Here is a 26573-nt window from a genome sequence, read left to right as displayed (position 1 = left end):
GACCTACTTGGTCGGCTCTGAGTCTTCGTCGACCGGGGCGTCCGTGTCAGCGGCGGACTCGACCGGAGCAACGTCACCCTCGGCCGGGGACTCGTCAACGGCCTGCTCGGCCTGCGTCGGAGCCTCGGCTTCGTCGGTCGCGGTGACCTCGGGAGCGGCCGGAGCGGCCGGCGCCTTGGTCGACGCGGCGCGGCGGGCGACCCGGCTGGCGGCGGAGGAAACGGTCTCCTCGGCCACGAGTTCGATGATCGCCATGGGGGCGTTGTCGCCCTTGCGGGGAGCGGTCTTGATGATGCGGGTGTACCCACCGTCACGGGTCGCGAACGACGGCCCGATCTCGGCGAACAACTTGTGCACGACGTTCTTGTCGCGGATGACCTTGAGGGCCTCGCGACGGGCGTGCAGGTCGCCGCGCTTCGCGCTGGTGATGATCTTCTCGGCGAAGGGGCGAAGCCGCTTGGCCTTGGCCTCGGTGGTGGTGATCTTGCCGTGCTCGAACAGCGACTGCGCGAGGTTGCGCAGGATCAGTCGCTCGTGCTGCGGCGATCCGCCGAGGCGGGGACCCTTGGTGGGAGTAGGCATCTCAGTTCCTTTGATCGTGTCCGGCGTCCGGATGAGCCCGGGGCCGGGTGAGGCGGTCCCCGGGGAGCGAACTCCCCGGGGCCGACGGTTTCCTATCTGCGTTCAGCAGACCGCGCGAAGCGGCTCTGCCGCCCATCCCCGAACCGGCGGATGGACCGGATTCCAGTGTCGGACCTAGACCTGCTCGGTCTCGGCGTAGTCGGTGTCGTCGCCCGCTTCGGCCGGCGCACTGAAGTTGGTGCCCTCGGCCGGGACGGCCGCGGTACCGAAGTCGTCCTCGGTGTCGCTCCAGTCGGCGTCGCCGTAGGCCTGGGCGGCCGCGGCCGGGTCGAAACCGGCCGGCGAGTCCTTGAGCGACAGGCCGAGGCCGTGCAGCTTGATCTTGACCTCGTCGATCGACTTCTGGCCGAAGTTGCGGATGTCGAGCAGATCGGCCTCGGTGCGCGAGACGAGCTCGCCGACGGTGTGGATCCCTTCGCGCTTGAGGCAGTTGTAGGAGCGGACGGTGAGGTCCATCTCCTCGATCGGCAGCGCGAAGGCGGCGATGTGATCGGCTTCGGCCGGCGACGGCCCGATCTCGATGCCCTCGGCGTCGATGTTCAGTTCGCGGGCCAGGCCGAACAACTCCACCAGGGTGGTGCCGGCCGAGGCCAGTGCGTCCCGCGGGGAGATGGACGGCTTGGTCTCGACGTCCAGGACGAGACGGTCGAAGTCGGTGCGCTGCTCGACCCGGGTCGCCTCGACGCGGTAGGTCACCTTGAGGACCGGCGAGTAGATCGAGTCGACCGGGATGCGGCCGATCTCGGCCCCGACGACCTTGTTGGGCGAGGCCGGGACGTAGCCGCGGCCACGCTCGACGACGAGCTCGATCTCGAGCTTGCCCTTCTTGGTCAGGGTGGCCAGGTGCAGGTCCTGGTTGTGCACCTCGACACCGGCCGGGGGCGCGATGTCGGCGGCGGTCACGTCGCCGGGGCCCTGCTTGCGCAGGTACATGGTGACGGGCTCGTCGTCCTCGGAGGAGACGACCAGTTCCTTGAGGTTGAGGATGAGCTCAGTGATGTCTTCCTTCACACCGGGCACGGTGGTGAACTCGTGCAGCACGCCGTCGACGCGGATGCTGGTGACGCTCGCGCCGGGGATGCTCGACAGCAGCGTGCGACGGAGCGAGTTGCCCAGGGTGTAGCCGAAACCGGGTTCGAGCGGCTCGATGACGAAACGCGAACGGTTCGCCGAGACCGGCTCTTCGGTCAGGGCCGGGCGCTGAGAGATCAGCATGGTGGGGCTCCTTCTGTTACTGGTGACGACCGCTATTTGACGTCACTCGGGTACTGCGGGTGGTGCGCCGTGGTCCGGCATGGATCAACTTCTCAGGCCTGGATGAAGTTGTTCACTTCTGTCCCACGAGTCCCAAAAGGGCCAAGTTGATCCATGCCGTCGAAGTTGATCCATGCCGACCACGGGTTCCAGCAACACGGAGTTGATCCGCGTGCCGGGTGAACGGCCTACTTCGAGTAGTACTCGACGATCAGCTGTTCGGTGATCTGCGAATCGATCTGAGCCCGGACCGGCAGCGAGTGGATGAGCACCTGCAGCGAGTTCGGGACGACCTGCAACCAGGCGGGGGTCGGACGATCGCCGAACGTCTGGCGGGCCAGCTCGAACGGGAAGGTCTCCACCGACTGCTTGCGGACGGTGATGATGTCGTACTGCTCGACCCGGTAGGACGGGACGTCGACGCGGGTGCCGTTGACCAGGAAGTGACCGTGGGTCACCAGCTGGCGGGCAGCGCGGCGGGTCCGGGCCAGGCCGGCGCGGTACACGACGTTGTCCAGGCGCGACTCGAGGATCTGCAGCAGGGTCTCGCCGGTCTTACCCGGGCGGGACGATGCTTCCTTGTAGTAGCGCGAGAACTGCTTCTCCATGACGCCGTAGGTGAAGCGAGCCTTCTGCTTCTCCTGCAGCTGCGTCAGGTATTCCTTCTCCTTGGTCCGGGCACGACCGTGCTGCCCGGGCGGGAAGGGACGGGCCTCGAAGGCCTTGTCCCCGCCGACCAGGTCGACCTTGAGACGACGGGACTTCTTGGTGATGGGTCCGGTATAGCGAGCCATGATTTAGCTTCCTCTCCCCGGGTCAGACCCGACGCCGCTTGGGCGGCCGGGTTCCGTTGTGGGCCTGGGGGGTGACGTCGGAGATCGCGCCGACCTCGAGGCCGGCGGCCTGCAGGGAGCGGATGGCCGTCTCGCGACCCGAACCCGGGCCCTTGACGAAGACATCGACCTTGCGCATGCCGTGTTCGATCGCCTTGCGGGCAGCACTCTCGGCGGCCATCTGGGCGGCGAACGGGGTGGACTTGCGCGAGCCCTTGAAGCCGACGTGGCCGGCGGAGGCCCACGAAATCACGGCCCCGGTGGGATCGGTGATCGAAACGATCGTGTTGTTGAACGTGCTCTTGATGTGGGCGTGCCCGTGCGAGACGTTCTTCTTCTCTTTGCGCCGGATCTTCTTGACGCCGGCGGCACCCTGACGGGTCTTCGGTGGCATGGTTTGTTACCTGGCCTTCTTCTTGCCGGCGATGGTCTTCTTCGGGCCCTTGCGGGTCCGTGCGTTGGTCTTGGTGCGCTGACCACGCACCGGCAGGTGACGACGGTGACGCAGGCCCTGGTACGAGCCGATCTCCATCTTGCGACGGATGTCGGCCTGGACCTCGCGGCGCAGGTCGCCTTCCACCTTGAAGCCGGCATCGATCTGCTCGCGCAGGGCAAGTACGTCTTCGTCGGTCAGGTCCTTGGAGCGCAGGTCCGGGCTGATGCCGGTCGCGACCAAGAGGGCGGCCGCACGCGTGCGGCCGATCCCGTAGATGTACGTCAGTGCGATCTCCATGCGCTTGTCGCGGGGAAGATCAACACCCATGAGTCGAGCCATACGGCGCGGCACTCCTTCGGTGGCCTCCAGGTGTCGGTCGCGTCCCGTCCCGGTTGGTTGGCTCGCCGCTGCATACCTTCATCGGGAAGGCGCTTGCATGACGGGCTCCGGGCCCCGGCCTGAAGTCCGGGGGTGTCCCGCACCGGCGAGCCGGTGCGGGTGGAAACGCGATGGGTGCCCACGCTGACGTGGGCGGTCTCGGCCGCGTGACACGACCGAGCGCCGGGGACAATCAGCCCTGGCGCTGCTTGTGACGCACGTTGTCGCAGATGACCATGACGCGACCGTGCCGGCGGATCACCTTGCACTTGTCGCAGATCTTCTTGACGCTGGGCTGAACCTTCATCTGCTTCTGCCTTCTCTGCGCCACCCTGGGCGGCGCGACTTCTCGCGGACCGGACCCGAAAGGGTCCGGCTGCTCGCGAGGCGAACGGAATTGTCCGCCTCACAGCAACCGACACCAGGTATCGGTTGCGGGTCCTTGCTGGTGTACTTCACGCCTTCGTCAGGCGCCGGTCACCCCTCACGGGGTGATGGCTACTTGTAGCGGTAGACGATCCGACCGCGCGTGAGGTCATAGGGCGAGAGCTCCACGACCACGCGGTCCTCGGGAAGGATGCGGATGTAGTGCTGCCGCATCTTGCCGCTGATGTGAGCGAGCACACGGTGCCCGTTCTCCAACTCCACACGGAACATGGCGTTGGGAAGCGGCTCGACCACGCGACCCTCGACCTCGATGGCCCCGTCTTTCTTGCCCATGTCCTCCACAATCCACTGCTGTTGAACACGGCTGCCTATCGGCACAGCCGTGCGGTCGTGCCATGTGCGGTACCCCTGGTCCGACTCCGACCTCAGGCACAGCTCTACCCGACGACCAGAAGCCGTTGGGTTGTGGTGGTCGGGACGGACGGACCGCCCGCAACCACCGGTAAGCGCACTCGAGGAAGCCAATACCAGTTCGCGGCCACGACAAACCGATACGACATGCACGCCGAAGTTCCACTCTACGGGAAAAGCGCAGCCCAGCAAAGTCGCGGCCAGCGCAAACGGCCGTTCCGGGCCCCGATCAGTCCAGCGAGACCGGTGTGACGCCGTAGGGGGCCAGATCGGCGGCCCCACCGTCGGCCGCGGTCAGCACGCAGATGCCGTCCTCCAGAACGGCAACCGAGTGCTCGAAGTGGGCCGCCCGGGCGCCGTCCCTGGTCACCACGGTCCAGCCGTCGTCCAGTTCCTTCGTCGCCGGACGCCCGAGCGTCAGCATCGGCTCGATGGCCAGGGCCATCCCGGGCGCGAGCCGTGGCCCCTTGCCGCGCTTGCCCTGGTTCGGGATGAACGGCTCCATGTGCATCGCCGTGCCGATCCCGTGGCCGCCGTACCCCGACACCGAGCCGTAGCGCCGTCCGTCCTGGGCGCCCGACTTCTCGGCCGAGGTCTCGATGGCCCAGGAGACGTCACCGAGACGCCCGCCGACGTTGATGGCGGCGATGCCGGCCCACATCGCGGACGAGGTGGCGTTGATGAGGTCGACCTCGGCCATGTCGGGGGCGTCACCGACGTGTACCGAGATCGCCGAATCGGAGTGCCAGCCGTCGAGGATGCACCCGGCATCGATCGACAGCAGGTCACCCTCGAGCAGGACGCGGGGCCCCGGGATGCCGTGCACGACCTCGTCGTTGACCGAGGCACAAATGGTGGCCGGAAAGCCGGGGTCGGAACCGTGGGCGCCGTAGTGCAGGAAGTTGCTGGTCGCGCCGGCCTCGGCGATCACCGCGGCGACCGCGGCGTCGACGTCGGCGGTCGTGACTCCGGGGCGGACCACGGCCCGGCCGGCCGCAATGGCCCGGGCCAGGATCACACCGGAGGCCCGCATGGCCTGCAGTTCGCCTCTGGTCTTGTACTGGATGCCGTGGTGCGCCATGTCCCGGTTCCGTCAGCCGCGAACCGCGGCCAGCACACGCTGGTGCACCTCGTCGACCTCACCGACGCCGTCGACGTGCACGACCCGCCCGTCGTAGTAGTCGATCAGCGGCTTGGTCTCGCGGTGGTAGATGTCCAGGCGCCGGGTGATGGCCTCGACCGTGTCGTCGGTCCGGCCGCGGGCCAGCATTCGGCCGAGCAGGACCTGATCCGGCGCGGTGAGCAGGACGACGCGATCGATCGGCGCGCCGATCCGGGCCAGCATCTCGGTCAGCCAGTCGGCCTGCGAGATGTTCCGCGGGAATCCGTCGAGCAGGAACCCGGCCGCGGCGTCGGGCTGGGTGACCCGGTCCGCCACCATCTCCTGCGTCACCTCGTCGGGGACGAGTTCTCCGGCGTCCATGTACTTCCTGGCCAGCTTGCCCAGTTCGGTCCCCCCGGCCAGGTTGGCCCGGAACAGGTCTCCGGTGGAGACGTGAGGGATACCGAGCGATTCCGCGAGCAACGCTGCCTGGGTGCCCTTTCCGGCGCCCTGCGGACCGACGATGAGCAAACGCATCAGCGGAGGAACCCTTCATAGTTGCGCTGCATGAGCTGGGTTTCGATCTGCTTCACGGTGTCCAGCCCGACACCCACCATGATCAGCACCGAGGTACCGCCGAACGGGAAGTTCTGCGCGTTGTTGCTGGTGAGCGAGAGGAACAGGTTCGGGAGAATGGCGACGATGCCGAGGTAGAGCGATCCGGGCAGGGTGATCCGCGACAGCACGAACTGCAGGTACTCGGCGGTGGGCCGACCCGGACGGATACCGGGGATGAACCCGCCGTACTTCTTCAGTTCGTCGGCCCGCTCGGTCGGGTTGAACGTGATGCCGACGTAGAAGTACGTGAAGAAGATGATCAGGGCGAAGTAGAGAACGTTGTGGAACCAGTTGCTCGAGTCGACCACGTAGACGTTCAGGAAGTTCGAGAACCCCGAGTAGGTCGTGACCCCCGTCGTGCTGTCCGTGCTGCCGCCGATGAGCTGGACGATCAGGGACGGAATGTAGAGCAGGGAGGTCGCGAAGATGACCGGGATGACGCCCGCCTGGTTGACCTTCAACGGCAGATAGGTCGAGGTGCCGCCGTACATCTTGCGGCCGATCATGCGCTTGGCGTACTGCACCGGGAGCCGACGCTGGCCCTGCTCGATGAAGACGACGGCGGCGATGATGGCCAGGCCGATGACGATGATGACACCGAAGACGACGCCACCACCGGAGGCCAGGATCTGCTGCCCCTCGGTCGGGATCCGGGCGGCGATCGAGGTGAAGATGAGGATGGACATGCCGTTGCCGATGCCGCGGTCGGTGATGAGCTCACCCATCCACATGATGGCGGCGGTGCCGGCCGTCATGGTCAGGACCAGGACGATCAGACCGAATGCACTGTTGTCCGAGATGATCTTGGACGGGTCCGGGCAACCGGTGCTGGAGCTCAGCAGCTGGCCGCTACGAGCCAACGCGACGAACGCCGTCGACTGCAGGATCCCGAGGCCAATCGTCAGGTAACGGGTGTACTGCGTCATCTTGGCCTGGCCGGGCTGGCCCTGCTTCTTCAGCTGCTCGAACCGCGGAATGACCACGGTGAGCAGTTGGATGATGATCGACGCCGTGATGTACGGCATGATGCCGAGCGCGAAAACGCTCAGCTTGAGCAATGCCCCACCGGAGAACAGGTTCAGGACGGTGTTCAGCGAGTTGTCCTGGTTGCCCGAGACACAAGCATTGACGACCTTGTAGTCGATGCCGGGGGACGGCAGCGTGGCTCCGAGCCGGTACACCGCGATCATGGCGAGAGTGAAGAGAATCTTCTTCCGCAGATCGGGTGTCTTCAGCGCCGAGACGAATGCGGCGAGCAATGGTCCTCCTGTCGACGCCGGCCAGCGCAGCTGGTGGCGGCGGCGATATCTCAGCCCCAGCGGCCCGGTCGGCGCTGAGTCTTGCGGTGTTGAAGCTGTCGGGTCGTTCGCTGCCTTAGGTTGCCCGGCGGCAGGTGAGGCGGGTGTACGTCGGCGGCCGACATCCGACCCGGCAGCATCGCCGCCGACCCCGGACGCGGTCGTCATGGGCAGCTTTCACCGCTCCCCAATGAAGAGACTGTAACGCACCGATCCCCCGGGCCCGTTGCTCCGTCGATGACGGGACGTCGGGAATCCCAGGGGATCTGCGCGCTTCGTGCACTGCGTTCGCTGTCGGAGTAACTCCGCACCGGACGCGATCAGACAGCGGTGGTGGTGCCTCCGGCTGCGCTGACCTTTTCCTTGGCCGAACCGGAGAAGGCGTTGGCCGTGATGTTCAGCTTGACACCGTTGATGTCGCCGTCGCCGAGGACCTTCACCAGTGCCTTGGCGCGGACCGCGCCGGCCTCGACCAGTTCGGCGATGCCGACGGAACCACCCTCGGGGAACAGGGTGGCGATCTGACCGACGTTGACGACCTGGAACTCCACACGGAAGCGGTTCTTGAAGCCCTTGAGCTTCGGAAGCCGCATGTGCAGGGGCAGGTTGCCACCCTCCATGGAGGCGGGGACATTCTTGCGAGCGCCGGTGCCCTTGGTACCGCGGCCGGCGGTCTTGCCCTTGGATCCGTCACCACGGCCGACGCGAGTCTTGGCGGTCTTGGCTCCGGGGGCGGGACGAAGGTGGTGGACCTTGATCGTCACTTTTCGTCAGTCCCTTCGGTCTTGACGTACTCGACCGTCAACAGGTGACGGGCCGACTTGAGGTAGCCCCGGTTCACGGCGTTGTCCGGAACCGTCACCACCTGGTGGATCTTCTTCAGACCCAGGCTGCGCACCGACTCGCGAGCGTTCGGCTTGTTGCCGATCGTCGAGCGCACCTGGGTGATCTTCAGCTGCTGCGCCATGGTCAGACTCCTTGCCCAGCCCGGGCGCGCAGCATCGCGGCCGGAGCCACGTCCTCGATGGGCAGACCACGGCGGGCCGCGATCTCCTCGGGGCGCTGCAGACCCTTGAGGGCTGCGATCGTCGCGTGGACGATGTTGATCGGGTTGTCCGAGCCGAGCGACTTGGACAGCACGTCGTGGATTCCGGCGCACTCCAGCACGGCACGCACCGGACCACCGGCGATGACACCGGTACCCGGGCTGGCCGGACGGAGCAGCACGACGCCGGCGGCCGCTTCACCCTGGATCGGGTGCGGGATGGTCGCGGCGATACGCGGAACCTTGAACTGGTTCTTCTTCGCCTCTTCCACGCCCTTGGCGATGGCGGCCGGGATTTCCTTGGCCTTGCCGTAGCCGACGCCTACCGTGCCGTCGCCGTCGCCGACGACAACCAGAGCCGTGAAGGAGAAACGACGTCCACCCTTGACGACCTTGGCCACGCGGTTGGTGACGACGATGCGCTCCAACAGCGGGTTCTTCTCGACGGGTGCGTCACGGCGTCCGCCGTCACGACGGTCGCGGCCGCCGCGGCGGTCCCCGCCCTGTCCGCCGTCACGCTGGCCACCGGCGCCGCCGCCGAAGCCGCCACCGCCCTGCCTAGCTTGTCCGGGCATCAGATGTCCCTCTCGATCTTGCGGTTGGTCATGTCAGAACTCCAGCCCGGCGCCACGGGCGCCGTCGGCCAGAGCCGCAATGCGGCCGTGGTACTTGTCGCCGCCGCGGTCGAAGACAACGGCGGTGACGCCGGCTGCCTTGGCCCGCTCGGCCACCAGCTCGCCGACCTTCTTGGCCTTGGCGCTCTTGTCGCCCTCGGCGGCACGCAGGTCCACCTCGAGGGTCGAGGCCGAAGCCACGGTCTGGCCGATGGTGTCGTCGACGACCTGCACGGCAATGTGCCGCGCGGACCGCGTGACGACCAGGCGCGGACGCGCTGCCGTGCCGGTGACCTTCTTGCGCAGACGGAAGTGCCGCCTCGTGCGCGCCTCGGCGCGCTTCTGTGAAACGTTGGCTGCCATCACTTACCCGTCTTTCCGACCTTGCGCCGCACGACCTCGCCGGCGTACCGCACGCCCTTGCCCTTGTACGGGTCAGGCTTGCGCAACTTGCGGATGTTGGCGGCGACCTCGCCGACCAACTGCTTGTCGATGCCCTCGACCTTGAACTTGATCGGGGACTCGACGGTGAAGGAGATGCCCTCCGGCGCCTTGACCGGCACCGGGTGGGAGTAACCGAGTGCGAACACCAGGTCCCTGCCTTCGGCGGCGACGCGGTAACCGACGCCGACGATCTCCATCGGCTTGGAGTAACCGGCGGTCACGCCGATCACCATGTTGTTGACCAGGGTCCGGGTCAGGCCGTGACGGGACTTGGAGTCCCGCTGGTCGTCCGGACGAGTGACGGCCAGAGTGCCGTCCTCTTCCTTGGAGATGGCGATTGGTTCGACCACCGAGTGGGACAGGGTGCCCTTGGGCCCCTTGACCGTCACGGTGCGACCGTCAATCGTCACGTCGACCCCAGCAGGAACTGGGATCGGCAGTCTTCCGATTCGCGACATGAGGTTTCGTCCCTTACCAGACGTAGGCGAGGACTTCCCCGCCCACCTTCTTCTTGGCGGCCTGACGATCGGTCAGCAGACCGGTCGAGGTCGAGATGATGGCGACACCGAGGCCTCCGAGGACCTTCGGCAGCTCGGTCGAACGCGCGTAGATGCGCAGGCCGGGCTTGGAGATCCGGCGGACGCCGGCGATCGAACGCTCACGGTTGGGGCCGTACTTGAGCGTGACGACCAGCGACTTGCCGACGGTGGCGTCCTTGGTGGTCCAGGAGCCGATGTAGCCCTCCTTGACGAGGATGTCGGCGATGTTCCCCTTCAGCTTCGAAAAGGGCATCACGACCTCGTCGTGGTAGGCCGAGTTGGCGTTGCGGATCCGGGTCAGGAAATCCGCGACCGGGTCAGTCATAACCATTGCGGGCAGTGCCTCTCTCGTCTGGTTCCCGCTTCGCTGGGCGAGGCCGGGCCTGTGACGATGTATTCGGCGCGGGTGGGCGCCTGATGTTGACCGCAGGGAGTGATTTCTACTGCGGCAGTACGGCAGATGTTCTCCGGGACTACCAGGAGGACTTGGTGATGCCCGGCAGTTCGCCGGCGTGCGCCATCTCGCGGAGGCAGATGCGGCACAGGCCGAACTTCTTGTAGACCGAGTGCGGGCGGCCGCACTTGTTGCAGCGCGTGTATCCACGGACCGCGAACTTCGGCTTGCGCTTGGACTTCATGATCAGAGCGGTCTTCGCCATGGTCAGATCTCCTTGAACGGGAAGCCCAGGAGCTTGAGCAGCGCCCGGCCTTCGTCATCGGTGGTGGCCGTGGTGACGACAGTGATGTCCATACCGCGGGGGCGATCGATCCGATCGATGTCGATCTCGTGGAACATCGACTGCTCGTTCAGGCCGAACGTGTAGTTGCCGTTGCCGTCGAACTGCTTCGGCGACAGGCCACGGAAGTCACGGATACGCGGCAACGCGATGGTCACCAGGCGATCCAGGAACTCCCACATGCGGTCGTTGCGCAGGGTGACCTTCGCACCGATCGGCATGCCTTCGCGCAGCTTGAACTGGGCGATGGACTTGCGGGCCTTCTTGACCTCGGGCTTCTGGCCCGTGATCAGGGCCAGGTCGCGAACGGCGCCTTCGATGAGCTTCGCGTCACGCGCGGCCTCACCGACACCCATGTTCACGACGACCTTGACGACGCCGGGGATCTGCATGACGTTGGCGTAGGAGAACTGCTCGTTCAGCGCCGACTTGATCTCCGCTGCGTAGCGGGTCTTCAGTCTCGGCGAGACCTTCGCGGCTGATTCGGTTGTCGTCATTACAGGTCCTTCCCGCTGCGACGCGAGACGCGGACGTTGCGTCCCTCGTCGTCAACGCGCTTGCCGACCTTGGTCGGCTTGTTGTCGCCGTCGACGACCATCACGTTGGAGATGTGGATGGCGGCTTCCTGGGTCACGATGCCGCCGGACTTCGCACCACGCTGGGTGGTGGAGACCTTGGTGTGCTTCTTGATCCGGTTCACGCCTTCGACCAGGACACGGTTCCGCTCCGGGTAGGCCTGGATGACCTTGCCCTTGGCGCCCTTGTCCTTGCCCGCGATCACCAGAACGGTGTCGCCCTTCTTCACCTTGAGACCCATGGTTACAGCACCTCCGGAGCCAGCGAGATGATCTTCATGTACTTCTTGTCGCGCAGCTCGCGGCCAACCGGCCCGAAGATGCGAGTGCCGCGCGGGTCGCCGTCGCCCTTGAGCAGGACGGCTGCGTTCTCGTCGAACTTGATGTAGGACCCGTCCGCACGACGGCGCTCCTTGACGGTGCGCACGATGACGGCTTTGACGACGTCACCCTTCTTCACACCGGCACCCGGAATAGCATCCTTGACCGTGGCGACGATGATGTCGCCGATCCCCGCGTACCGACGGCCGGAGCCACCGAGGACGCGGATGCACAGGATTTCCTTGGCGCCGGTGTTATCGGCGACGCGGAGCCTGGACTCCTGCTGAATCACGTCAATCCCAACCTTCGCTGTGCGCTCCCCCGGGCTGCCCCGGCTTCGCGCTCTCGTTCACTGGTTCTGCCGGCCGCGGGTCCGGCCCTCTGACATGCGAAAAGACAAGAGGAAGTACGAGCCGATTCGCTCGCCTTTTCTCTCTTGCCTGTGGCATGTGCCGGTGGCTGGCTCCTGCATCCGATGGATACGTGAGCCGGCCGTTGGGTTGGACCCGAAGCAATGACAGAGCCCTGGCGAAATTTCCGACCTCGCCAGGCCAGAGGTGATGGTCGTCCTTCGGACAGACTTCACACCAGAGGCTCAGGCTACCGGACCAGGGACAACATCGCCAAATCACCCGGCGCTCGGACTGGTGGGCCGACATCGATCGGAAACGCAGGAAGCCCCGACCCACCCGAAGGTGGAGCGGGGCTTCCCGGTGGCGCGAGGGCTACTTGGCCTTCTCGAGGACCTCGACCAGACGCCAGCGCTTGGTGGCGCTCATCGGACGCGTCTCGGCCAGCAGGACACGGTCGCCGATGCCGGCGACGCCGGCCTCGTCGTGTGCCTTGACCTTGGAGGTGCGGCGGATGACCTTCGAGTAACGCGGGTGCTTGACCCGGTCCTCGAGCTCGACCACGATCGTCTTCTCCATCTTGTCGGAGACGACCAGGCCCTCACGGACCTTGCGATCGCCCCGAGCCGCAGCGGCCTCGGCGGCCGTCACGTTCTCTTGCTCACTCATGCTGCACCCTCTTCCGTATCCGTCGAACCATCAGGTCCGGTGGACAGACCCAGCTCACGCTCGCGCATGACGGTGTAGATGCGAGCGATGTCGTGCCGGACCGTACGGAGCCGGCGGTTATTGTCCATCTGGCCGGTGGCCATCTGGAAGCGGAGGTTGAACAGCTCCTCCTTGGCCTCGCGAAGGCGGAGGACCAGTTCCTCGGCACCGAGTTCGCGCATGTCGTTAGCGGTAGCCATCAGGATTCCCCACCTTCCCGGGTGATGATGCGGCACTTCATCGGCAGCTTGTGGATCGCGCGACGAAGGGCCTCGCGAGCGATTGCTTCGGTCGGGTAGCTCATCTCGAAGAGAACGCGACCCGGCTTGACGTTGGCCACCCACCACTCCGGCGAACCCTTACCGGAACCCATGCGGGTCTCGGCCGGCTTCTTGGTCAGCGGACGGTCGGGGTAGATGTTGATCCAGACCCGGCCACCACGCTTGATGTGGCGGTTGATGGCGATACGAGCGGACTCGATCTGCCGGTTGGTGACGTACGCCGGCTCCAGCGCCTGGATGCCGTAGTCGCCGAACGTTACTGCGGTGCCACCGGTGGCCATGCCCGTCCGGTGCGGACGGTGCTGCTTCCGGTGCTTGACCCTGCGGGGGATGAGCATGTGATCAGCTCTCCTGTGTCGGTGCGGACGCGGGGGCCGCTTCGTCAGTGACAACCGGAGCGTCGTCGACCGCTGCGCGGCCGGCGTCGGTCGAGGTCGGCGTGGTTCCACTGGCACCCGAGCGGCGGCGAGCCGGACGATCGGAGCGCTCGGCGGAAGCCGGACGGCCACCGGCACTGCGCTGAGCAGCTGCGGCTTCCGCCGCCTTCTGCTCGGCCAGGGAACCGGTCTTGTCGCCCTTGTAGATCCAGACCTTCACGCCGATGCGACCGAACGTCGTCTTGGCCTCGAAGAAGCCGTAGTCGATGTCGGCGCGCAGGGTGTGCAGCGGAACGCGACCCTCACGGTAGAACTCCGAGCGGGACATTTCCGCGCCACCGAGACGACCGGAGCACTGGATCCGGATGCCCTTGACGGCACCGCTGCGCTGAGCCGACTGCATCGACTTGCGCATGGCCCGACGGAAGGACACGCGGTTGGACAGCTGCTCGGCGACGCCCTGGGCAACCAGCTGCGCGTCCGACTCGGGGTTGCGGACCTCGAGGATGTTCAGCTGCACCTGCTTGCCGGTCAACTTCTCGAGCTGGCCACGGATGCGATCGGCTTCCGCGCCACGACGACCGATGACGATGCCCGGTCGGGCGGTGTGGATGTCGACGCGGACCCGGTCACGGGTGCGCTCGATCTCGACCTTGGCGATGCCGGCCCGCTCCATGCCCTTGGACATGAGCTTGCGGATGGCAACGTCCTCGGCCACGTAATCGGCGTAGGACTTGTCGGCGTACCAGCGCGAGGTCCAGTCGGTGGTGATACCGAGCCGGAACCCATGCGGGTTGACTTTCTGACCCACTAGCGGGTCCCTCCCTTCGCGCTCTGGTTGCCGCGAGCACCGCGACGACCCTCAGTGGTTCCCGCCGCGGACAGCGAGACCAGTTCGATGGTGATGTGGCAGGTGCGCTTCCGGATGCGGAAGGCGCGACCCTGGGCCCGCGGCTGGAAGCGCTTCAGCGTCGGGCCCTCGTCCACGTAGACGGTGTCGACGAAGAGCGTGTCGGCCTGCAGACCCTGGTTGTTCTCCGCGTTCGCGATGGCCGAGGCCAACAGCTTGGCAACCGGCTCAGCGGCGGCCTGCGGGGAGAACTTCAGAATGGAGGCGGCGGCGGCCACATCCGTACCGCGGATCAGGTTGACGATGCGGCGCGCCTTCATCGGCGTCATGCGCAGGTGCTTGAGCTGGGCCCGCGTGCGCGGGGCCTCAACCACCTGAACATCTTTCTTTGCACTCATGTGATTTCCCTGTCCCGTACTCAGCCGCGCCGTGCGCGACGGTCGTCCTTGATGTGGCCCTTGAAGGTCCGCGTCGGAGCGAACTCACCAAGCTTGTGGCCGACCATCGACTCGGTGACGAACACCGGGACGTGCTTGCGGCCGTCGTGGACGGCGATCGTGTGCCCGAGCATGTCGGGGATGATCGTCGACCGACGCGACCAGGTCTTGATGACGGCCTTCGAGCCCTTGTCGTTGGCAACGTCCACCTTCTTGAGCAGGTGGTCGTCGATGAACGGGCCCTTTTTGAGACTGCGTGGCATCTCTTGTCCTCCTGCTCAGTTCTCGGTGGTGGTGTGGATGGAATTCGAATTCAAGGACTGTGTCATCAACGCTTCTTGCCGCCCTTGCGACGACGACGAACGATCAGCTTGTCGCTGGCCTTGTTCGGGCGACGCGTCCGGCCCTCGGGCTTGCCGGCCGGGTTGACCGGGTGGCGACCACCGGACGTCTTGCCCTCACCGCCACCATGCGGGTGGTCGACCGGGTTCATGGCGACACCACGGACGGAGGGGCGCTTGCCCTTCCAGCGCATACGGCCGGCCTTGCCCCAGTTGATGTTCGCCTGCTCGGCGTTACCCACCTCGCCGATGGACGCGCGGCAGCGCGCATCCACGTTGCGGATCTCACCGGACGGCATACGCAACTGCGCGTAGGGGCCGTCCTTGGCGACGAGCTGCACCTTCGTGCCGGCCGACCGGGCGATCTTCGCGCCGCCACCGGGGCGGAGCTCGATGCCGTGGATCACGGTGCCGACCGGGATGTTGCGCAGCGGCAGGTTGTTGCCGGGCTTGATGTCGGCGCTGGCGCCGGTCTCTACCGTGTCACCCTGGCTGAGCCGGTTCGGGGCAACGATGTAGCGCTTCTCGCCATCGGCGTAGTGCAGCAACGCGATGCGGGCGGTGCGGTTGGGGTCGTACTCGATGTGAGCAACCTTGGCCGGCACGCCGTCCTTGTCGGACCGACGGAAGTCGATGATGCGGTAGGCACGCTTGTGCCCTCCGCCCTGGTGGCGGGTGGTGACCCGACCGTGGACGTTGCGTCCGCCCTTGGAGTGCAGCGGCGCGATGAGCGACTTCTCCGGCGTGGTGCGGGTCAGTTCGGCAAAATCTGCCACCGACGAGCCACGACGACCGGGAGTGGTCGGCTTGTATTTACGGATACCCATTAGTCCCTAGTCCTCTTCGCCTCAGGCGCCGGTGAAGATCTCGATCGCCTTGCTGTCTTCCGACAGCGTGACGATCGCGCGCTTGGTGGATTTGCGCTGGCCGAAGCCGGCCCGGGTGCGCTTGCGCTTGCCCTGCCGGTTGATCGTGTTCACCGAGGTCACTTTGACATCGAAGATCTTCTCGATGGCAATCTTGACCTGGGTCTTGTTCGCATCCGGGTGCACCAGGAAGGTGTACCGGCCGGTCTCGAGCAAGCCGTAGCTCTTCTCGGAGACAACCGGCGCGAGGATGATGTCGCGCGGATCGGAGATCACTTGGACTCCTCCTTCGTGCCGGATTCAACGGCCTCTGCTTCTTCGGTCGCGGCGGCCTTCTTGGCTGCGGAGACCTTCTTCGTGGGCGCCTTCTCGGCGACCGGCTCTTCGATCTCGGTCTCGACCACGGCAGCGGAAGCCCGGGCGAAGGTGAGGAAGTCGTTCAGCGACTGCTCGGTGAAGACCACGTCGTCGCTCTTGAGCACGTCGTAGGTGTTCAGCTGATCAGAGGCGATCAGGTGCACGTTGTCGGCGTTGCGCAGGCTCTTCCAGCCGTTCTCGTCCTCGCGGGAGATGACGACGAGGACGTTCTTGGCCGTGGAGACCTGGGCCAGCGCGCTGATGGCCACCTTGGTCGACGGCTTGTCGCCCTCGACCAGGGAGGACAGCACGTGGATGTTCCCGCCGCGGGCCCGATCGGACAGAGCGCCACGCAGAGCGGCGGCCTTCATCTTCTTGGGGGTGCGCTGCAGGTACAGATGCGGGACCGGCCCGTGGGAGATACCGCCACCGACGAACTGCGGCGAACGGGTCGAGCCCTGGCGGGCGCGGCCGGTTCCCTTCTGGCGGTACGGCTTCTTGCCGCCACCGGAGACCTCACCGCGGGTCTTCGTGCTGTGGGTGCCCTGACGAGCGGCAGCCAGCTGAGCGACGACGACCTGGTGCATCAGGGCGATGTTGGACTGAACACCGAAGACGGCGTCGGGCAGGACGATGGAATCGCCCTTCTCGCCGGCCGGGGTGGTGATGACGACGGTGGTCACTTGGACGCCCCCTTCACAGCAACGGTGCCGAGGTGCTTGACCGCGGACTTGACGAAGACGACGCCACCCTTGGGACCAGGGATCGCGCCCTTGATCAGGATGAGGCCCTTGTCGGCGTCGATCGCGTGGATCGTCAGGCTCTGGATGGTGACCTTCTCGTGTCCCATCCGACCCGCCATGCGCATGCCCTTGAAGACACGGCCGGGGGTGGAGCAGCCACCGATGGAACCGGGTCCACGGTGCTTGCGGTGCACACCGTGCGAAGAGCTCAGGCCCTTGAAGCCGTGGCGCTTCATGACGCCGGCGGTGCCCTTGCCCTTGGAGGTGCCCGTGACGTCGACCAGGATGCCGGCCTCGAAGACCTGCTCCGCGGTCAGTTCCTGGCCCAGTTCGTAGCCGGAGACGTCCTCGGTCCGCAGCTCGGCGATGTGCTTGCGCGGCGTGACACCTGCCTTGGTGAAGTGCCCGGTGACCGGCTTGGTCACCTTGCGGGGGTCGACGGCACCGAAAGCCAGCTGAACGCCCGAGTAGCCATCGGCTTCGGGAGTGCGGACCGCAGTGACGACGACCGGGCCGGCGGCGATGACGGTGACCGGGACAACCCGGTTCGCCTCGTCGAAGACCTGGGTCATGCCGAGCTTGTGGCCCAGAATTCCCTTGATCGTGTTAGCCATGATTTGAAATACCCATCTCCTCGAGATCTCTTCACCCGAGGGGTCGGAGGAGATCCCTACTGGATGTTGACGTCGACCGAGGCCGGCAGATCGATGCGCATCAGCGCGTCCACCGTCTTCGGGGTCGGATCGAGGATGTCGATCAGACGCTTGTGCGTCCGCATCTCGAAGTGCTCGCGCGAGTCCTTGTACTTGTGCGGCGAGCGGATGACGCAGTACACGTTCTTCTCGGTCGGCAGCGGCACGGGGCCGACTACACGTGCACCGGTCCGGGTCACCGTCTCCACGATCTTGCGCGCTGAGGCGTCGATCGCTTCGTGGTCATAGGCCTTGAGCCTGATGCGGATCTTCTGTCCCGCCACGCTTGCCGTCCTTCTTGGTTGATCCTGCTGGAGTTCGTCTGTCTTGGGTCGTACGTCACGCCTTCGTGCCGTACTGCGCCCACCCTGGTGTGGCCCGGGTGGGCACGGTTCCGCGATCCGACGGCCTCGACCGGCGTTTCTCGGAGCGAGACAATGCTCGCCGCTGTTCATCTGTCTCAGGTACTCCGGTCCACGCGGTCGGGCGTGTCGCGCCGACTGCTCACACGTGTGCTACTCCGTGTGGTGGACCAGTTGTGCTCGTGCGAGCACATGGTTCGGTGATGCTTATGGGCCGTGCTGGTGGTTGCTGGTTTCGTAGTCCGGTGGACTTGCTGTCGGACCTGCAGTGCTCACCGGCGGCAAACAGCATCCACCCGGAGAGGGCAACCCGTCGAGTATGCCCTAGACCTGGTCCGGACTTCAAATCGAGTCGATCACACGGACGATGCCGGGGCCGTTGGACGTCGGTCTTGTCGGGTGGGGTCGGTTCGGACGGTTGACCGTGGTCCTCGGCCCACGCGGTTGATGGTCTGGCGGTGGATGGTTCGCGGTAGATGGTTCGCGGTAGATGGTCTGGCGGTAGATGGTCCGGCCCGACCGACGACTGTCCCGAACCGGCCCAGAGCGCCGGAGCAGTCCAGAGCACCGGCACGCCCGGCGGGGCCGGAACGGCCGGCGAGGGCCGGAGCAGTCCAGAGCACCGGCACGCCCGGCGGGGCCGGAACGGCCGGCGAGGGCCGGAGCAGTCCAGAGCACCGGCACGCCCGGCGGGGCCGGAACGGCCGGCGAGGGCCGGAGCAGTCCAGAGCACCGGCACGCCCGGCGGGGCCGGAACGGCCGGCGAGGGCCGGAGCAGTCCAGAGCACCGGCACGCCCGGCGGGGCCGGAACGGCCGGCGACGCTAGTCGGCCCCGACCTCCGTCACGAATTACGGGACCTTCCGGCGCGATACACACCGGTTGAACATGGGCACACCTGGTCCCCGCCCGGGGGCCGGTGTGACAGGGACCAGCGGGTGTGACAACGACCAACCGGTGTGGCAGGGACCACCGGCGTCACATGGACCAAGCGGTGACAGGGACCAGCGGGTGTGACAACGACCAACCGGTGTAGCAGGGACCACCGGCGTCACATGGACCAAGCGGTGACAGGGACCAATGGGTGGGAGAACGACCAATCGGTGTGGGCGCCGAGCCCACAGATGCGCGCACCGCCCTGGCCATGGCCCGTGCGACGCGAGCTTCCGACCCGTCGAACGCGGGCGCGACCCCGGCGGTGCGCAGGCGACCGGTAGGGATGGATACCGCGGGGCCACTCGTCCCGGACAAGGTCGACCCGCCCCCCGATGAGGAACGGCCTCCGGTCGGCGGAGCTGTCCCCACACGTCTGATCGATCCACAAAGTCGGCTGGGACCTGGCCCCGAAGACGATCGATCGGCACGGTTGTCGGCATGAACGTCGTCCTCGACATCGACCGCAAGCCTCTCCTGATCCGACGCGAACTCATGGCCACCGGGTATTCCCCGGCGGAGGTCGAGCGAGCTCGAGCGTCGGGCGAGATCCGCTCGGTGCACCGCGGGGTGTACTCCCCCGCCGAGTACTTCGACCGCCAGGACCTACGCGGACAGCACGTTCTGCGGGCCAGGGCGGCCGCCCACGCCGCGCCCAGCGTGGTCGTCAGCCATATCTCGGCCGCAGCGCTGCACGGGCTCCCGGTCGATTCTGCAGTCCTGGGGCGGATCCACCTGACCAGGCCGGGCCGAACCGGCGCTCGCGGTGACTCTCGAAGAATCCTGCACGTCGCTCCGCTGGATCCGGCCGACGTGATCGAGATCGACGGCGTCCGGGCGACGTCGCTGGCCCGCACGTTGGTCGACGTGGCTCGCACCGAAACCTTCGGGGTAGCAGTACCCGTCGCCGACGCCGCTCTGCACCAGGCCCCGACGATCGCCGATCAAGTGGCGCGGGCCTTGGGTGACGTCCGAGGCTGCGTCGGTGCGTCGGTGGCACGGCGCGCCCTGCAGTTCGCGGATGGACGCGCCGAGAGCGTGGGCGAGAGCCGGCTGCGCGTGGCGTGCCGTGCCCTAGACCTGCCGGAACCGGATCTGCAATGCCGGGTCTACGGCCGAAGGGGCGAATTCATCGGCCGGACGGATCTCGGATTCCTCGGCAGCGGCCTCCTGCTGGAGTTCGACGGCAAGGTCAAGTACCGGGACCCGGCGATGACCGACGGGCGGGATGTGGTCGACGTCGTCGTCGAAGAGGCACTCCGGGAGAAGCGCCTGCGGGAGCTGGGTTGGCAGGTGGTGCGGATCGTCTGGTCCGACTTGTTCGACCTGCCCGGACTCGGCCGGCGCATCCGTGCGCTCCTGGCTCGAGCCGAGAAGGTACTGGCGACGGTCGGCATCGACGGGTCGGTTCGGGCTCTCGACCCGATCCAGATCCCTCGGTGAGTGCCCGCCGGCGGGCGTGACGATTCAACGCCGGGAGTATCGCGTCCCGCCGCCCTGCCCTGACCAACCAGCACGCCGCACAGGCACAGGCATGGCTCGGGCACCGCCAGGGACACGCGCACCGGCATGGGCACGCGCACCGGGCACCGGGCACCGGGCACCGGCAGGAGCACGGGCCAAGGCACAAGCTGGGCACGCGCACCGCGCACCGAGCACCGGCGGGATCACCGGCCAAGGCCCACGCTGGGCACGCGCACCGCGCACCGCGCACCGAGCACCGGCGGGATCACCGGCCAAGGCCCACGCTGGGCACGCGCACCGAGCACCGGGCTCGGGCTCGGGCAGAGGCACGCGCACCGGCACCGCACCGCGCAGGGCAGCACCAATGCACCAACATCGCGCCAAGCCACACCTCTTGGGTGCCCTCACACCCACCTACCCCGGGACACACCAGTTGGCGCGCCGACAATCGGTGTGAAGGCGCCGAACGGGTGTGAGGATGGTCCGTCCCAGGGCGACGTCCACCTCACCGCGACCGCGACGCCCACCGGCCGCCGCCCGGCCACCGCCCACCGCCCACCGGCCACCGGCCACCGGCCACCGGCGACCGGCGAATCAACCAGTCACACACGCGCGGGCGACCAACCCGCCGCTCACACCCGCCAGCAGCCAACCCGCCGCTCACCCACCACGGCAAATCAACACGCCACTCACGCCCGCGGGACGCCAACCACCGCGCGGCTGACCAGCACCACGACCGACCAACACGACCACGCACCAACACGCCCACGCATCAGCACGACCACGCACCACGCACCACCCACCACGCACCACGCACCACGCACCACGCACCAGCACCAGCACCAGCACCAGCACCAGCACCAGCACCAGCACCAGCACACAACGCACAACGCACAACGCACCGGGACACAACGCACAACGCACCGGGACAACGCCGCAGGGCCCCGACGCGAATCGCGTCGGGGCCCTGCGGGTCATGCGGAACTACGGACTCCGGCGAACCGGAGCGGGAACTACTTGACGATCTTCGTGACCGAGCCGGCGCCGACGGTACGGCCGCCTTCACGGATCGCGAAACGCAGGCCATCTTCGATGGCGATCGGCTGGATCAGCGCGACGGTCATCTCGGTGGTGTCGCCCGGCATGACCATCTCGGTGCCCTCGGGGAGGGTGACGACGCCGGTCACGTCGGTGGTGCGGAAGAAGAACTGCGGACGGTAGTTGTTGAAGAACGGCGTGTGGCGGCCGCCTTCGTCCTTGCCCAGGATGTAGACCTGCGCCTCGAACTCCGTGTGGGGAGTGATCGAGCCCGGCTTGACAACGACCTGGCCACGCTCGACGTCTTCGCGCTTGGTGCCGCGGAGCAGCAGACCGGCGTTGTCGCCGGCCTGGGCGGTGTCGAGCAGCTTGCGGAACATCTCGATGCCGGTGACGGTGGTCTGGAAGGACTTCGGCTTGATGCCGACGATCTCGACCGTCGCGTTGACGTTGATGACGCCACGCTCGACCTTGCCGGTGACGACGGTGCCACGACCGGTGATCGTGAAGACGTCCTCGATCGGCATCAGGAACGGCTTGTCGGTGTCGCGCACCGGCTCCGGCACGGACTCGTCAACCGCGTTCATCAGCTCGACGACGGTCTCGACCCACTTCGGGTCACCCTCGAGCGCCTTCAGACCGGAGGTCCGGATGACCGGGGCGTCCTCGTCGAAGTCCTGGGCGGCGAGAAGCTCGCGGACCTCGAGCTCGACGAGCTCCAGGATCTCCTCGTCGTCGACCATGTCGGACTTGTTCAGGGCGACCAGGATGTACGGAACGCCGACCTGGCGGGCCAGGAGCACGTGCTCCTTGGTCTGCGGCATCGGGCCGTCGGTGGCGGCGACGACCAGGATCGCACCGTCCATCTGAGCCGCACCGGTGATCATGTTCTTGATGTAGTCGGCGTGACCAGGCGCATCGACGTGGGCGTAGTGACGCTTCTCGGTCTGGTATTCGACGTGCGCGATGTTGATGGTGATACCGCGCTGGCGCTCTTCCGGCGCCTTGTCGATCTGATCGAAGGCCGACGCCTGGTTCAGGGTCGGGTACTTGTCGGCCAGCACCTTCGTGATGGCCGCGGTCAGGGTGGTCTTGCCGTGGTCAACGTGGCCGATCGTGCCAATGTTGACGTGCGGCTTACTGCGGTCGAACTTCGCCTTCGCCACTGCAGGTCCTCCTCAGGACTGTGATGATGCGCCCGCGACACATGAACTGGTGCCGGTCGTCAGGCGTTCGTGGGTGGATCTGGAGCTGACCGGTCTTCAATCAGCACCCTTGATGAACCGGCGGAACTGCCGGTTCACCGAGCTTGGGGATTCGAGGTGGTCAAACCTCTGGAAGGGTACGGACTCGCTCCCGCAAGAGCGAATCCGTACCGCTTCCGGGAAACTACTCGCCGTTCTGCTTCGCGGGGACCATCGCTCGCCTCACGGCTGGCTCCGCTCCCCGTTCGTGCGTCACTGCGATGCCTACTCGCCGTTCTGCTTGGCGATGATGACCTTCGCCACGTTGGTCGGAACCTCCGCGTACGTGCTGAAGACCATCGAGTACGAGGCGCGCCCGGCGGTCTTGGACCGCAGGTCGCCGACGTAACCGAACATCTCCGACAGCGGAACCAGCGCGGTCACGACGCGGGCGCCGGAGCGCTCGTCCATGCCCTGGATCTGCCCACGACGGGAGTTCAGGTCGCCGATGACGTCGCCCATGTTCTCTTCCGGGGTGACGACCTCGACACTCATCAGCGGCTCCAGCAACACCGGATTGGCCAGACGGGCCGCTTCCTTCATCGCGATGGAACCGGCGATCTTGAACGCCATTTCCGATGAGTCGACCTCGTGGTAGGCACCGTCGATCAGGGTCAGCTTGACCCCGAGCATCGGGAAGCCGGCCAGTACGCCGTACTGCAGGGCGTCCTGGGCGCCGGCATCCACCGACGGGATGTACTCACGCGGGATACGTCCACCGGTGACGGCATTGACGAACTCGTACGTCGCACCCTCGGAAGTCGCCAGATCGAGCGGCTCGACCGTGATGAGGATCTTCGCGAACTGCCCGGATCCACCGGTCTGCTTCTTGTGGGTGTAGCTGTACTTCTCGACCTTGCCGCGGATGGTTTCGCGGTAGGCGACCTGCGGCTTGCCGATGTTGGCCTCGACGTTGAACTCACGCTTCATCCGGTCGACGAGGATGTCCAGGTGGAGCTCGCCCATACCGCCGATGACGGTCTGGCCGGTGTCGTCGTCCTGGTGGACCTTGAACGTCGGGTCCTCCTCGGCCAGCTTCTGGATGGCCGTGCCCAGCTTCTCCTGGTCCGACTTCGTCTTCGGCTCGATGGCCACCTCGATGACCGGCTCCGGGAACGTCATCGACTCAAGGACGATGGGCTTGGCCGGATCGGCCAGGGTGTCCCCGGTGGTGGTCTGCTTCAGACCCATGACGGCCACGATGTCGCCGGCCGAGACCGATGCCAGTTCCTCACGCTTGTTGGCGTGCATCTGGTAGATCTTGCCGATCCGCTCCTTGCGGTCCTTGGTCGCGTTGACGACCTGGGTGCCGGAGTTGAGCGTGCCGGAGTAGACCCGGACGAACGTGAGCTTGCCCAGGTGCGGGTCGGTCGCGACCTTGAACGCCAGACCGGAGAAGCTGTCCTTCGGGTCGGGCTCGCGGGTCGCCTCGGTGACGCCGTCCTGCAGCGTTCCGTGGGTGGCCCCGACATCCAACGGCGACGGCAGATAGGCGACGACGGCGTCGAGCATGGGCTGGACGCCCTTGTTCTTGAACGCCGATCCGCAGGTGACCGGGTTGACCTTGCCGGCGATCGTGGCCCGGCGCAGAGCAGCGTTGAGCGCCTCGACCGACAGCTCCTCACCGACGAGGAAGGCCTCCATGGCCTCGTCGTCGTTCTCGGAGATCGTCTCGACGAGCTTCTCGCGGTACTCCTGAGCCTGCTCCAGCATGTCGGCCGGGATCTCTTCGATCGCGTAGTCCTCACCCTTGGCGGTCTCGCCGCGCCAGGTCAGGGCCCGCATGTTGAGCAGATCGACGACACCGATGAAGTCGGCCTCGGCGCCGATCGGCAGCTGCAGCACAGCCGGCGTGGCGTTGAGCCGGGTGACCATCATGTCGACGCAGCGGAAGAAGTTCGCGCCGGTCCGGTCGAGCTTGTTGACGAAGCACATCCGCGGGACGTGGTACTTCTCGGCCTGACGCCAGACCTGCTCGGTCTGCGGCTCGACGCCGGCGACTCCGTCGTACACGGCGACCGCGCCGTCAAGAACACGCAGCGACCGCTCGACCTCGACCGTGAAGTCCACGTGGCCGGGCGTGTCGATGATGTTGATCTTGTGACCCTTCCAGTGGGTCGTGGTGGCCGCGGACGTGATCGTGATGCCACGCTCCTGCTCCTGCTCCATCCAGTCCATGACGGCGCCGCCGTCGTGAACCTCACCGATCTTGTACGTGATACCGGTGTAGAACAGAATGCGCTCGGTCGTGGTGGTCTTACCCGCGTCGATGTGCGCCATGATCCCGATGTTCCGGGTCTTGTCGAGGGCGTTGGGTGCCACGTGCGGTTCTTCCTCGTCTCTTGTTCTGTGTGCCGCGGCCGGCCGGAATCCTCCGACGGCTCACAGCATGCTGGCGCGGCAGGGCGGGGTCTCCGCCTCTGCCGCGCCGGGGGTGTGCTTTCAAGCGTACTCAGACCGGGCGGCCGCTTGCCGATCAGATGTCGGCGGCCGCCGAACTGACTACCAGCGGTAGTGAGCGAAGGCCTTGTTGGACTCGGCCATCTTGTGGGTGTCCTCGCGACGCTTGACGGCGGCACCCAGACCATTGCTGGCGTCCAGGAGCTCGTTCATCAGACGTTCCGTCATGGTCTTCTCACGACGGGCCTTCGAGTAGCCGACCAGCCAACGCAGGGCCAGGGTCGTCTGCCGCGGGACGCGGACCTCGACCGGCACCTGGTAGGTGGCGCCACCGACACGACGGCTGCGCACCTCGAGCGACGGGCGGACGTTGTCCAGCGCACGCTTGAGGGTGACGACCGGGTCGGTGCCACTCTTCTCGCGGCAGCCTTCCAGCGCGCCGTACACGATGGCCTGCGCGATGGAGCGCTTGCCGTCCTGCAGGACCTTGTTGACCAGCTGGGTCACCAGCGGGGAGTTGTAGACCGGATCGGCGACCAGCGGCCGCTTCGGTGCGGGGCCTTTGCGGGGCATTAGCTCTTCTCCTTCTTGGCGCCGTAGCGGCTCCGAGCCTGCTTGCGGTTCTTGACGCCCTGGGTGTCGAGCGAGCCGCGGATGATCTTGTAACGGACACCGGGGAGGTCCTTCACCCGGCCGCCGCGGACGAGCACGATGGAGTGCTCCTGCAGGTTGTGACCCTCGCCCGGGATGTAGGCAGTGACCTCGACCTGGCTGGTCAGCTTGACGCGGGCGACCTTGCGCAGAGCCGAGTTCGGCTTCTTCGGGGTGGTCGTGTAGACGCGAGTGCACACACCGCGACGCTGGGGGCTGCCCTTGAGGGCGGGCGTCTTGGTCTTGCTGCTCTTGTCCTGCCGGCCCTTTCGGACGAGCTGTTGAATCGTTGGCATGCGACTTCTTTCTGCCTTGGGTAAGGGGAACAAGCGGTTCGTGCGGTTCGACTGCCATCTGTGTGCCGCTCGAGCGGTGGCACTTCCCCGCGAACGGGGCTCGCCTCGCGAACGGCCACCACCAAGCCGCGACAGCTCTTCGCCGCCGAACGCCCGGGAATGCCGAGTACATGACGATAACCCAGCTAGAGCGGGTCAACCGTAGATGTTACCGCACGTCAGACGCGTGGCACAAAGACGAAGATCCGATCAAATGCTGGGCGGCCCCGGGTCGTCACTCGAACGACGTCCCGGACTTCGGCCACCGGTCCAGCTTCCGATCCCACCCTGCTTCGAAGGAATCGAGGCAACGTGAGGGGCAAGCCAGGCCGCAGCGCTGGGTTCGCCCACCATGCTACCCGCAAACGTGCCGACGGCCGACCAGGTCCGTGCGTCCCCCGCTCGTGGCCGGCCACGACCACTTCCACCGACGCGGTGACGGTCGACTGCCATTAACGGCGGGCGCCCGACCTCATGTGCCCACGGCGCCCGCGATCTCTCTCACCGCATG

At 66.5% G+C, this 26573-nt stretch carries 36 protein-coding genes; 1 reads left to right on the top strand and 35 read right to left on the bottom strand.

The features are described 5' to 3' along the window. Positions 1–3 precede the first annotated feature (3 nt). The 31 genes from rplQ to rpsJ all read right to left on the bottom strand — a co-directional run bounded on the left by rplQ (position 4) and on the right by rpsJ (position 17920). The gene (gene rplQ, locus BLS97_RS24510) at positions 4–582 is read right to left on the bottom strand and encodes a 50S ribosomal protein L17 (protein ID WP_090476402.1); all 579 of its coding nucleotides are present in this window, start codon (positions 580–582) and stop codon (positions 4–6) included. Between the two features lie 174 nt (positions 583–756). Next, on the bottom strand, positions 757–1857 hold the full coding sequence (locus tag BLS97_RS12740) for a DNA-directed RNA polymerase subunit alpha (protein WP_090476398.1): 1101 nt from the start codon (positions 1855–1857) through the stop codon (positions 757–759). 227 nt (positions 1858–2084) lie between these two features. Further along, the gene (gene rpsD / locus BLS97_RS12735; RefSeq protein WP_090476396.1) at positions 2085–2690 is read right to left on the bottom strand and encodes a 30S ribosomal protein S4; all 606 of its coding nucleotides are present in this window, start codon (positions 2688–2690) and stop codon (positions 2085–2087) included. 22 nt (positions 2691–2712) lie between these two features. Next, a complete protein-coding gene (rpsK, locus tag BLS97_RS12730) occupies positions 2713–3123 on the bottom strand; it encodes a 30S ribosomal protein S11 (RefSeq protein WP_090476393.1) in 411 nt (136 codons plus the stop codon). Positions 3124–3129: 6 nt separating this feature from the next. Continuing rightward, complete coding sequence (gene rpsM, locus BLS97_RS12725; RefSeq protein ID WP_090476391.1) at positions 3130–3504, bottom strand: 30S ribosomal protein S13; 375 nt, start codon at positions 3502–3504, stop codon at positions 3130–3132. Between the two features lie 232 nt (positions 3505–3736). Then, positions 3737–3850, bottom strand: a complete 114-nt coding sequence (gene rpmJ, locus BLS97_RS12720) for a 50S ribosomal protein L36 (RefSeq protein ID WP_073715456.1) — start codon at positions 3848–3850, stop codon at positions 3737–3739. Between the two features lie 191 nt (positions 3851–4041). Then, the gene (infA, locus tag BLS97_RS12715; protein WP_015746488.1) at positions 4042–4263 is read right to left on the bottom strand and encodes a translation initiation factor IF-1; all 222 of its coding nucleotides are present in this window, start codon (positions 4261–4263) and stop codon (positions 4042–4044) included. A 307-nt stretch (positions 4264–4570) separates the two neighbouring features. Next, a complete protein-coding gene (map, locus tag BLS97_RS12710; protein ID WP_090476389.1) occupies positions 4571–5422 on the bottom strand; it encodes a type I methionyl aminopeptidase in 852 nt (283 codons plus the stop codon). Between the two features lie 12 nt (positions 5423–5434). Continuing rightward, on the bottom strand, positions 5435–5980 hold the full coding sequence (locus tag BLS97_RS12705) for an adenylate kinase (protein ID WP_090476387.1): 546 nt from the start codon (positions 5978–5980) through the stop codon (positions 5435–5437). Next, a complete protein-coding gene (gene secY, locus BLS97_RS12700; protein WP_090476385.1) occupies positions 5980–7320 on the bottom strand; it encodes a preprotein translocase subunit SecY in 1341 nt (446 codons plus the stop codon). Before secY ends, BLS97_RS12705 begins: the two co-directional genes overlap by 1 nt. Before the next feature lie 359 nt (positions 7321–7679). Continuing rightward, positions 7680–8123 (bottom strand): 50S ribosomal protein L15, encoded by a 444-nt coding sequence (rplO, locus tag BLS97_RS12695; protein WP_090476383.1) that lies wholly within the window; start codon positions 8121–8123, stop codon positions 7680–7682. After that, positions 8120–8326: a 50S ribosomal protein L30 gene (gene rpmD / locus BLS97_RS12690; protein WP_090476381.1), complete on the bottom strand. Its 207-nt coding sequence runs from the start codon at positions 8324–8326 to the stop codon at positions 8120–8122. The genes rplO and rpmD overlap by 4 nt, the downstream gene beginning before the upstream one ends. A gap of 2 nt (positions 8327–8328) precedes the next feature. Further along, the gene (gene rpsE / locus BLS97_RS12685) at positions 8329–8979 is read right to left on the bottom strand and encodes a 30S ribosomal protein S5 (RefSeq protein WP_090476378.1); all 651 of its coding nucleotides are present in this window, start codon (positions 8977–8979) and stop codon (positions 8329–8331) included. 33 nt (positions 8980–9012) lie between these two features. Next, positions 9013–9381 (bottom strand): 50S ribosomal protein L18, encoded by a 369-nt coding sequence (gene rplR, locus BLS97_RS12680; RefSeq protein ID WP_090476376.1) that lies wholly within the window; start codon positions 9379–9381, stop codon positions 9013–9015. Next, positions 9381–9920 (bottom strand): 50S ribosomal protein L6, encoded by a 540-nt coding sequence (rplF, locus tag BLS97_RS12675; RefSeq protein WP_090476374.1) that lies wholly within the window; start codon positions 9918–9920, stop codon positions 9381–9383. Before rplF ends, rplR begins: the two co-directional genes overlap by 1 nt. 13 nt (positions 9921–9933) lie before the next feature. Beyond that, entirely contained in the window at positions 9934–10332 is a 399-nt protein-coding gene (rpsH, locus tag BLS97_RS12670) for a 30S ribosomal protein S8 (RefSeq protein ID WP_090476372.1), read from the bottom strand. 142 nt (positions 10333–10474) lie between these two features. Then, complete coding sequence (locus BLS97_RS12665; RefSeq protein ID WP_090476370.1) at positions 10475–10660, bottom strand: type Z 30S ribosomal protein S14; 186 nt, start codon at positions 10658–10660, stop codon at positions 10475–10477. 2 nt (positions 10661–10662) lie between these two features. Continuing rightward, complete coding sequence (rplE, locus tag BLS97_RS12660) at positions 10663–11235, bottom strand: 50S ribosomal protein L5 (RefSeq protein WP_090476368.1); 573 nt, start codon at positions 11233–11235, stop codon at positions 10663–10665. After that, a complete protein-coding gene (gene rplX, locus BLS97_RS12655; RefSeq protein ID WP_090476365.1) occupies positions 11235–11555 on the bottom strand; it encodes a 50S ribosomal protein L24 in 321 nt (106 codons plus the stop codon). Before rplX ends, rplE begins: the two co-directional genes overlap by 1 nt. 2 nt (positions 11556–11557) lie before the next feature. After that, on the bottom strand, positions 11558–11926 hold the full coding sequence (gene rplN, locus BLS97_RS12650) for a 50S ribosomal protein L14 (protein WP_090476363.1): 369 nt from the start codon (positions 11924–11926) through the stop codon (positions 11558–11560). A gap of 433 nt (positions 11927–12359) precedes the next feature. Beyond that, the gene (gene rpsQ, locus BLS97_RS12645; RefSeq protein ID WP_090476360.1) at positions 12360–12653 is read right to left on the bottom strand and encodes a 30S ribosomal protein S17; all 294 of its coding nucleotides are present in this window, start codon (positions 12651–12653) and stop codon (positions 12360–12362) included. Next, on the bottom strand, positions 12650–12892 hold the full coding sequence (rpmC, locus tag BLS97_RS12640) for a 50S ribosomal protein L29 (RefSeq protein ID WP_090476358.1): 243 nt from the start codon (positions 12890–12892) through the stop codon (positions 12650–12652). The genes rpsQ and rpmC overlap by 4 nt, the downstream gene beginning before the upstream one ends. Further along, entirely contained in the window at positions 12892–13311 is a 420-nt protein-coding gene (gene rplP / locus BLS97_RS12635; RefSeq protein WP_090476355.1) for a 50S ribosomal protein L16, read from the bottom strand. Before rplP ends, rpmC begins: the two co-directional genes overlap by 1 nt. Before the next feature lie 4 nt (positions 13312–13315). Further along, a complete protein-coding gene (gene rpsC / locus BLS97_RS12630) occupies positions 13316–14161 on the bottom strand; it encodes a 30S ribosomal protein S3 (protein ID WP_090476352.1) in 846 nt (281 codons plus the stop codon). Beyond that, positions 14161–14598, bottom strand: a complete 438-nt coding sequence (gene rplV / locus BLS97_RS12625) for a 50S ribosomal protein L22 (RefSeq protein WP_090476349.1) — start codon at positions 14596–14598, stop codon at positions 14161–14163. Before rplV ends, rpsC begins: the two co-directional genes overlap by 1 nt. 20 nt (positions 14599–14618) lie before the next feature. After that, positions 14619–14900: a 30S ribosomal protein S19 gene (gene rpsS, locus BLS97_RS12620; protein WP_090476347.1), complete on the bottom strand. Its 282-nt coding sequence runs from the start codon at positions 14898–14900 to the stop codon at positions 14619–14621. A gap of 65 nt (positions 14901–14965) precedes the next feature. Then, positions 14966–15805, bottom strand: coding sequence for a 50S ribosomal protein L2 (gene rplB / locus BLS97_RS12615; RefSeq protein ID WP_090476344.1), 840 nt, complete (start codon positions 15803–15805; stop codon positions 14966–14968). 21 nt (positions 15806–15826) lie between these two features. Continuing rightward, positions 15827–16120 (bottom strand): 50S ribosomal protein L23, encoded by a 294-nt coding sequence (rplW, locus tag BLS97_RS12610; RefSeq protein WP_269457438.1) that lies wholly within the window; start codon positions 16118–16120, stop codon positions 15827–15829. Continuing rightward, the gene (gene rplD, locus BLS97_RS12605; protein WP_090476339.1) at positions 16117–16884 is read right to left on the bottom strand and encodes a 50S ribosomal protein L4; all 768 of its coding nucleotides are present in this window, start codon (positions 16882–16884) and stop codon (positions 16117–16119) included. Before rplD ends, rplW begins: the two co-directional genes overlap by 4 nt. Further along, complete coding sequence (gene rplC / locus BLS97_RS12600) at positions 16881–17558, bottom strand: 50S ribosomal protein L3 (protein WP_090476337.1); 678 nt, start codon at positions 17556–17558, stop codon at positions 16881–16883. Before rplC ends, rplD begins: the two co-directional genes overlap by 4 nt. Before the next feature lie 56 nt (positions 17559–17614). Then, complete coding sequence (gene rpsJ, locus BLS97_RS12595; RefSeq protein ID WP_003938093.1) at positions 17615–17920, bottom strand: 30S ribosomal protein S10; 306 nt, start codon at positions 17918–17920, stop codon at positions 17615–17617. Between the two features lie 1451 nt (positions 17921–19371). Here rpsJ and BLS97_RS12590 point away from each other — a divergent pair. Further along, positions 19372–20373, top strand: coding sequence for a type IV toxin-antitoxin system AbiEi family antitoxin domain-containing protein (locus tag BLS97_RS12590; protein WP_090476335.1), 1002 nt, complete (start codon positions 19372–19374; stop codon positions 20371–20373). A gap of 1034 nt (positions 20374–21407) precedes the next feature. Here BLS97_RS12590 and tuf read toward each other — a convergent pair. The 4 genes from tuf to rpsL form a co-directional block, all read right to left on the bottom strand. Beyond that, entirely contained in the window at positions 21408–22598 is a 1191-nt protein-coding gene (tuf, locus tag BLS97_RS12585; RefSeq protein WP_090476333.1) for an elongation factor Tu, read from the bottom strand. 303 nt (positions 22599–22901) lie between these two features. Beyond that, positions 22902–24998: an elongation factor G gene (gene fusA / locus BLS97_RS12580; protein WP_090476331.1), complete on the bottom strand. Its 2097-nt coding sequence runs from the start codon at positions 24996–24998 to the stop codon at positions 22902–22904. A 180-nt stretch (positions 24999–25178) separates the two neighbouring features. Then, positions 25179–25649, bottom strand: a complete 471-nt coding sequence (gene rpsG, locus BLS97_RS12575) for a 30S ribosomal protein S7 (protein WP_090476329.1) — start codon at positions 25647–25649, stop codon at positions 25179–25181. Then, positions 25649–26023, bottom strand: coding sequence for a 30S ribosomal protein S12 (gene rpsL, locus BLS97_RS12570; RefSeq protein ID WP_090476327.1), 375 nt, complete (start codon positions 26021–26023; stop codon positions 25649–25651). The genes rpsG and rpsL overlap by 1 nt, the downstream gene beginning before the upstream one ends. Positions 26024–26573 lie beyond the last annotated feature (550 nt).

This window comes from Nakamurella panacisegetis, from assembly GCF_900104535.1.
Taxonomy (GTDB): domain Bacteria; phylum Actinomycetota; class Actinomycetes; order Mycobacteriales; family Nakamurellaceae; genus Nakamurella; species Nakamurella panacisegetis.
Note: the sequence above shows the minus strand (reverse complement) of the source record. Positions and strands in the feature narration are given on the sequence as shown.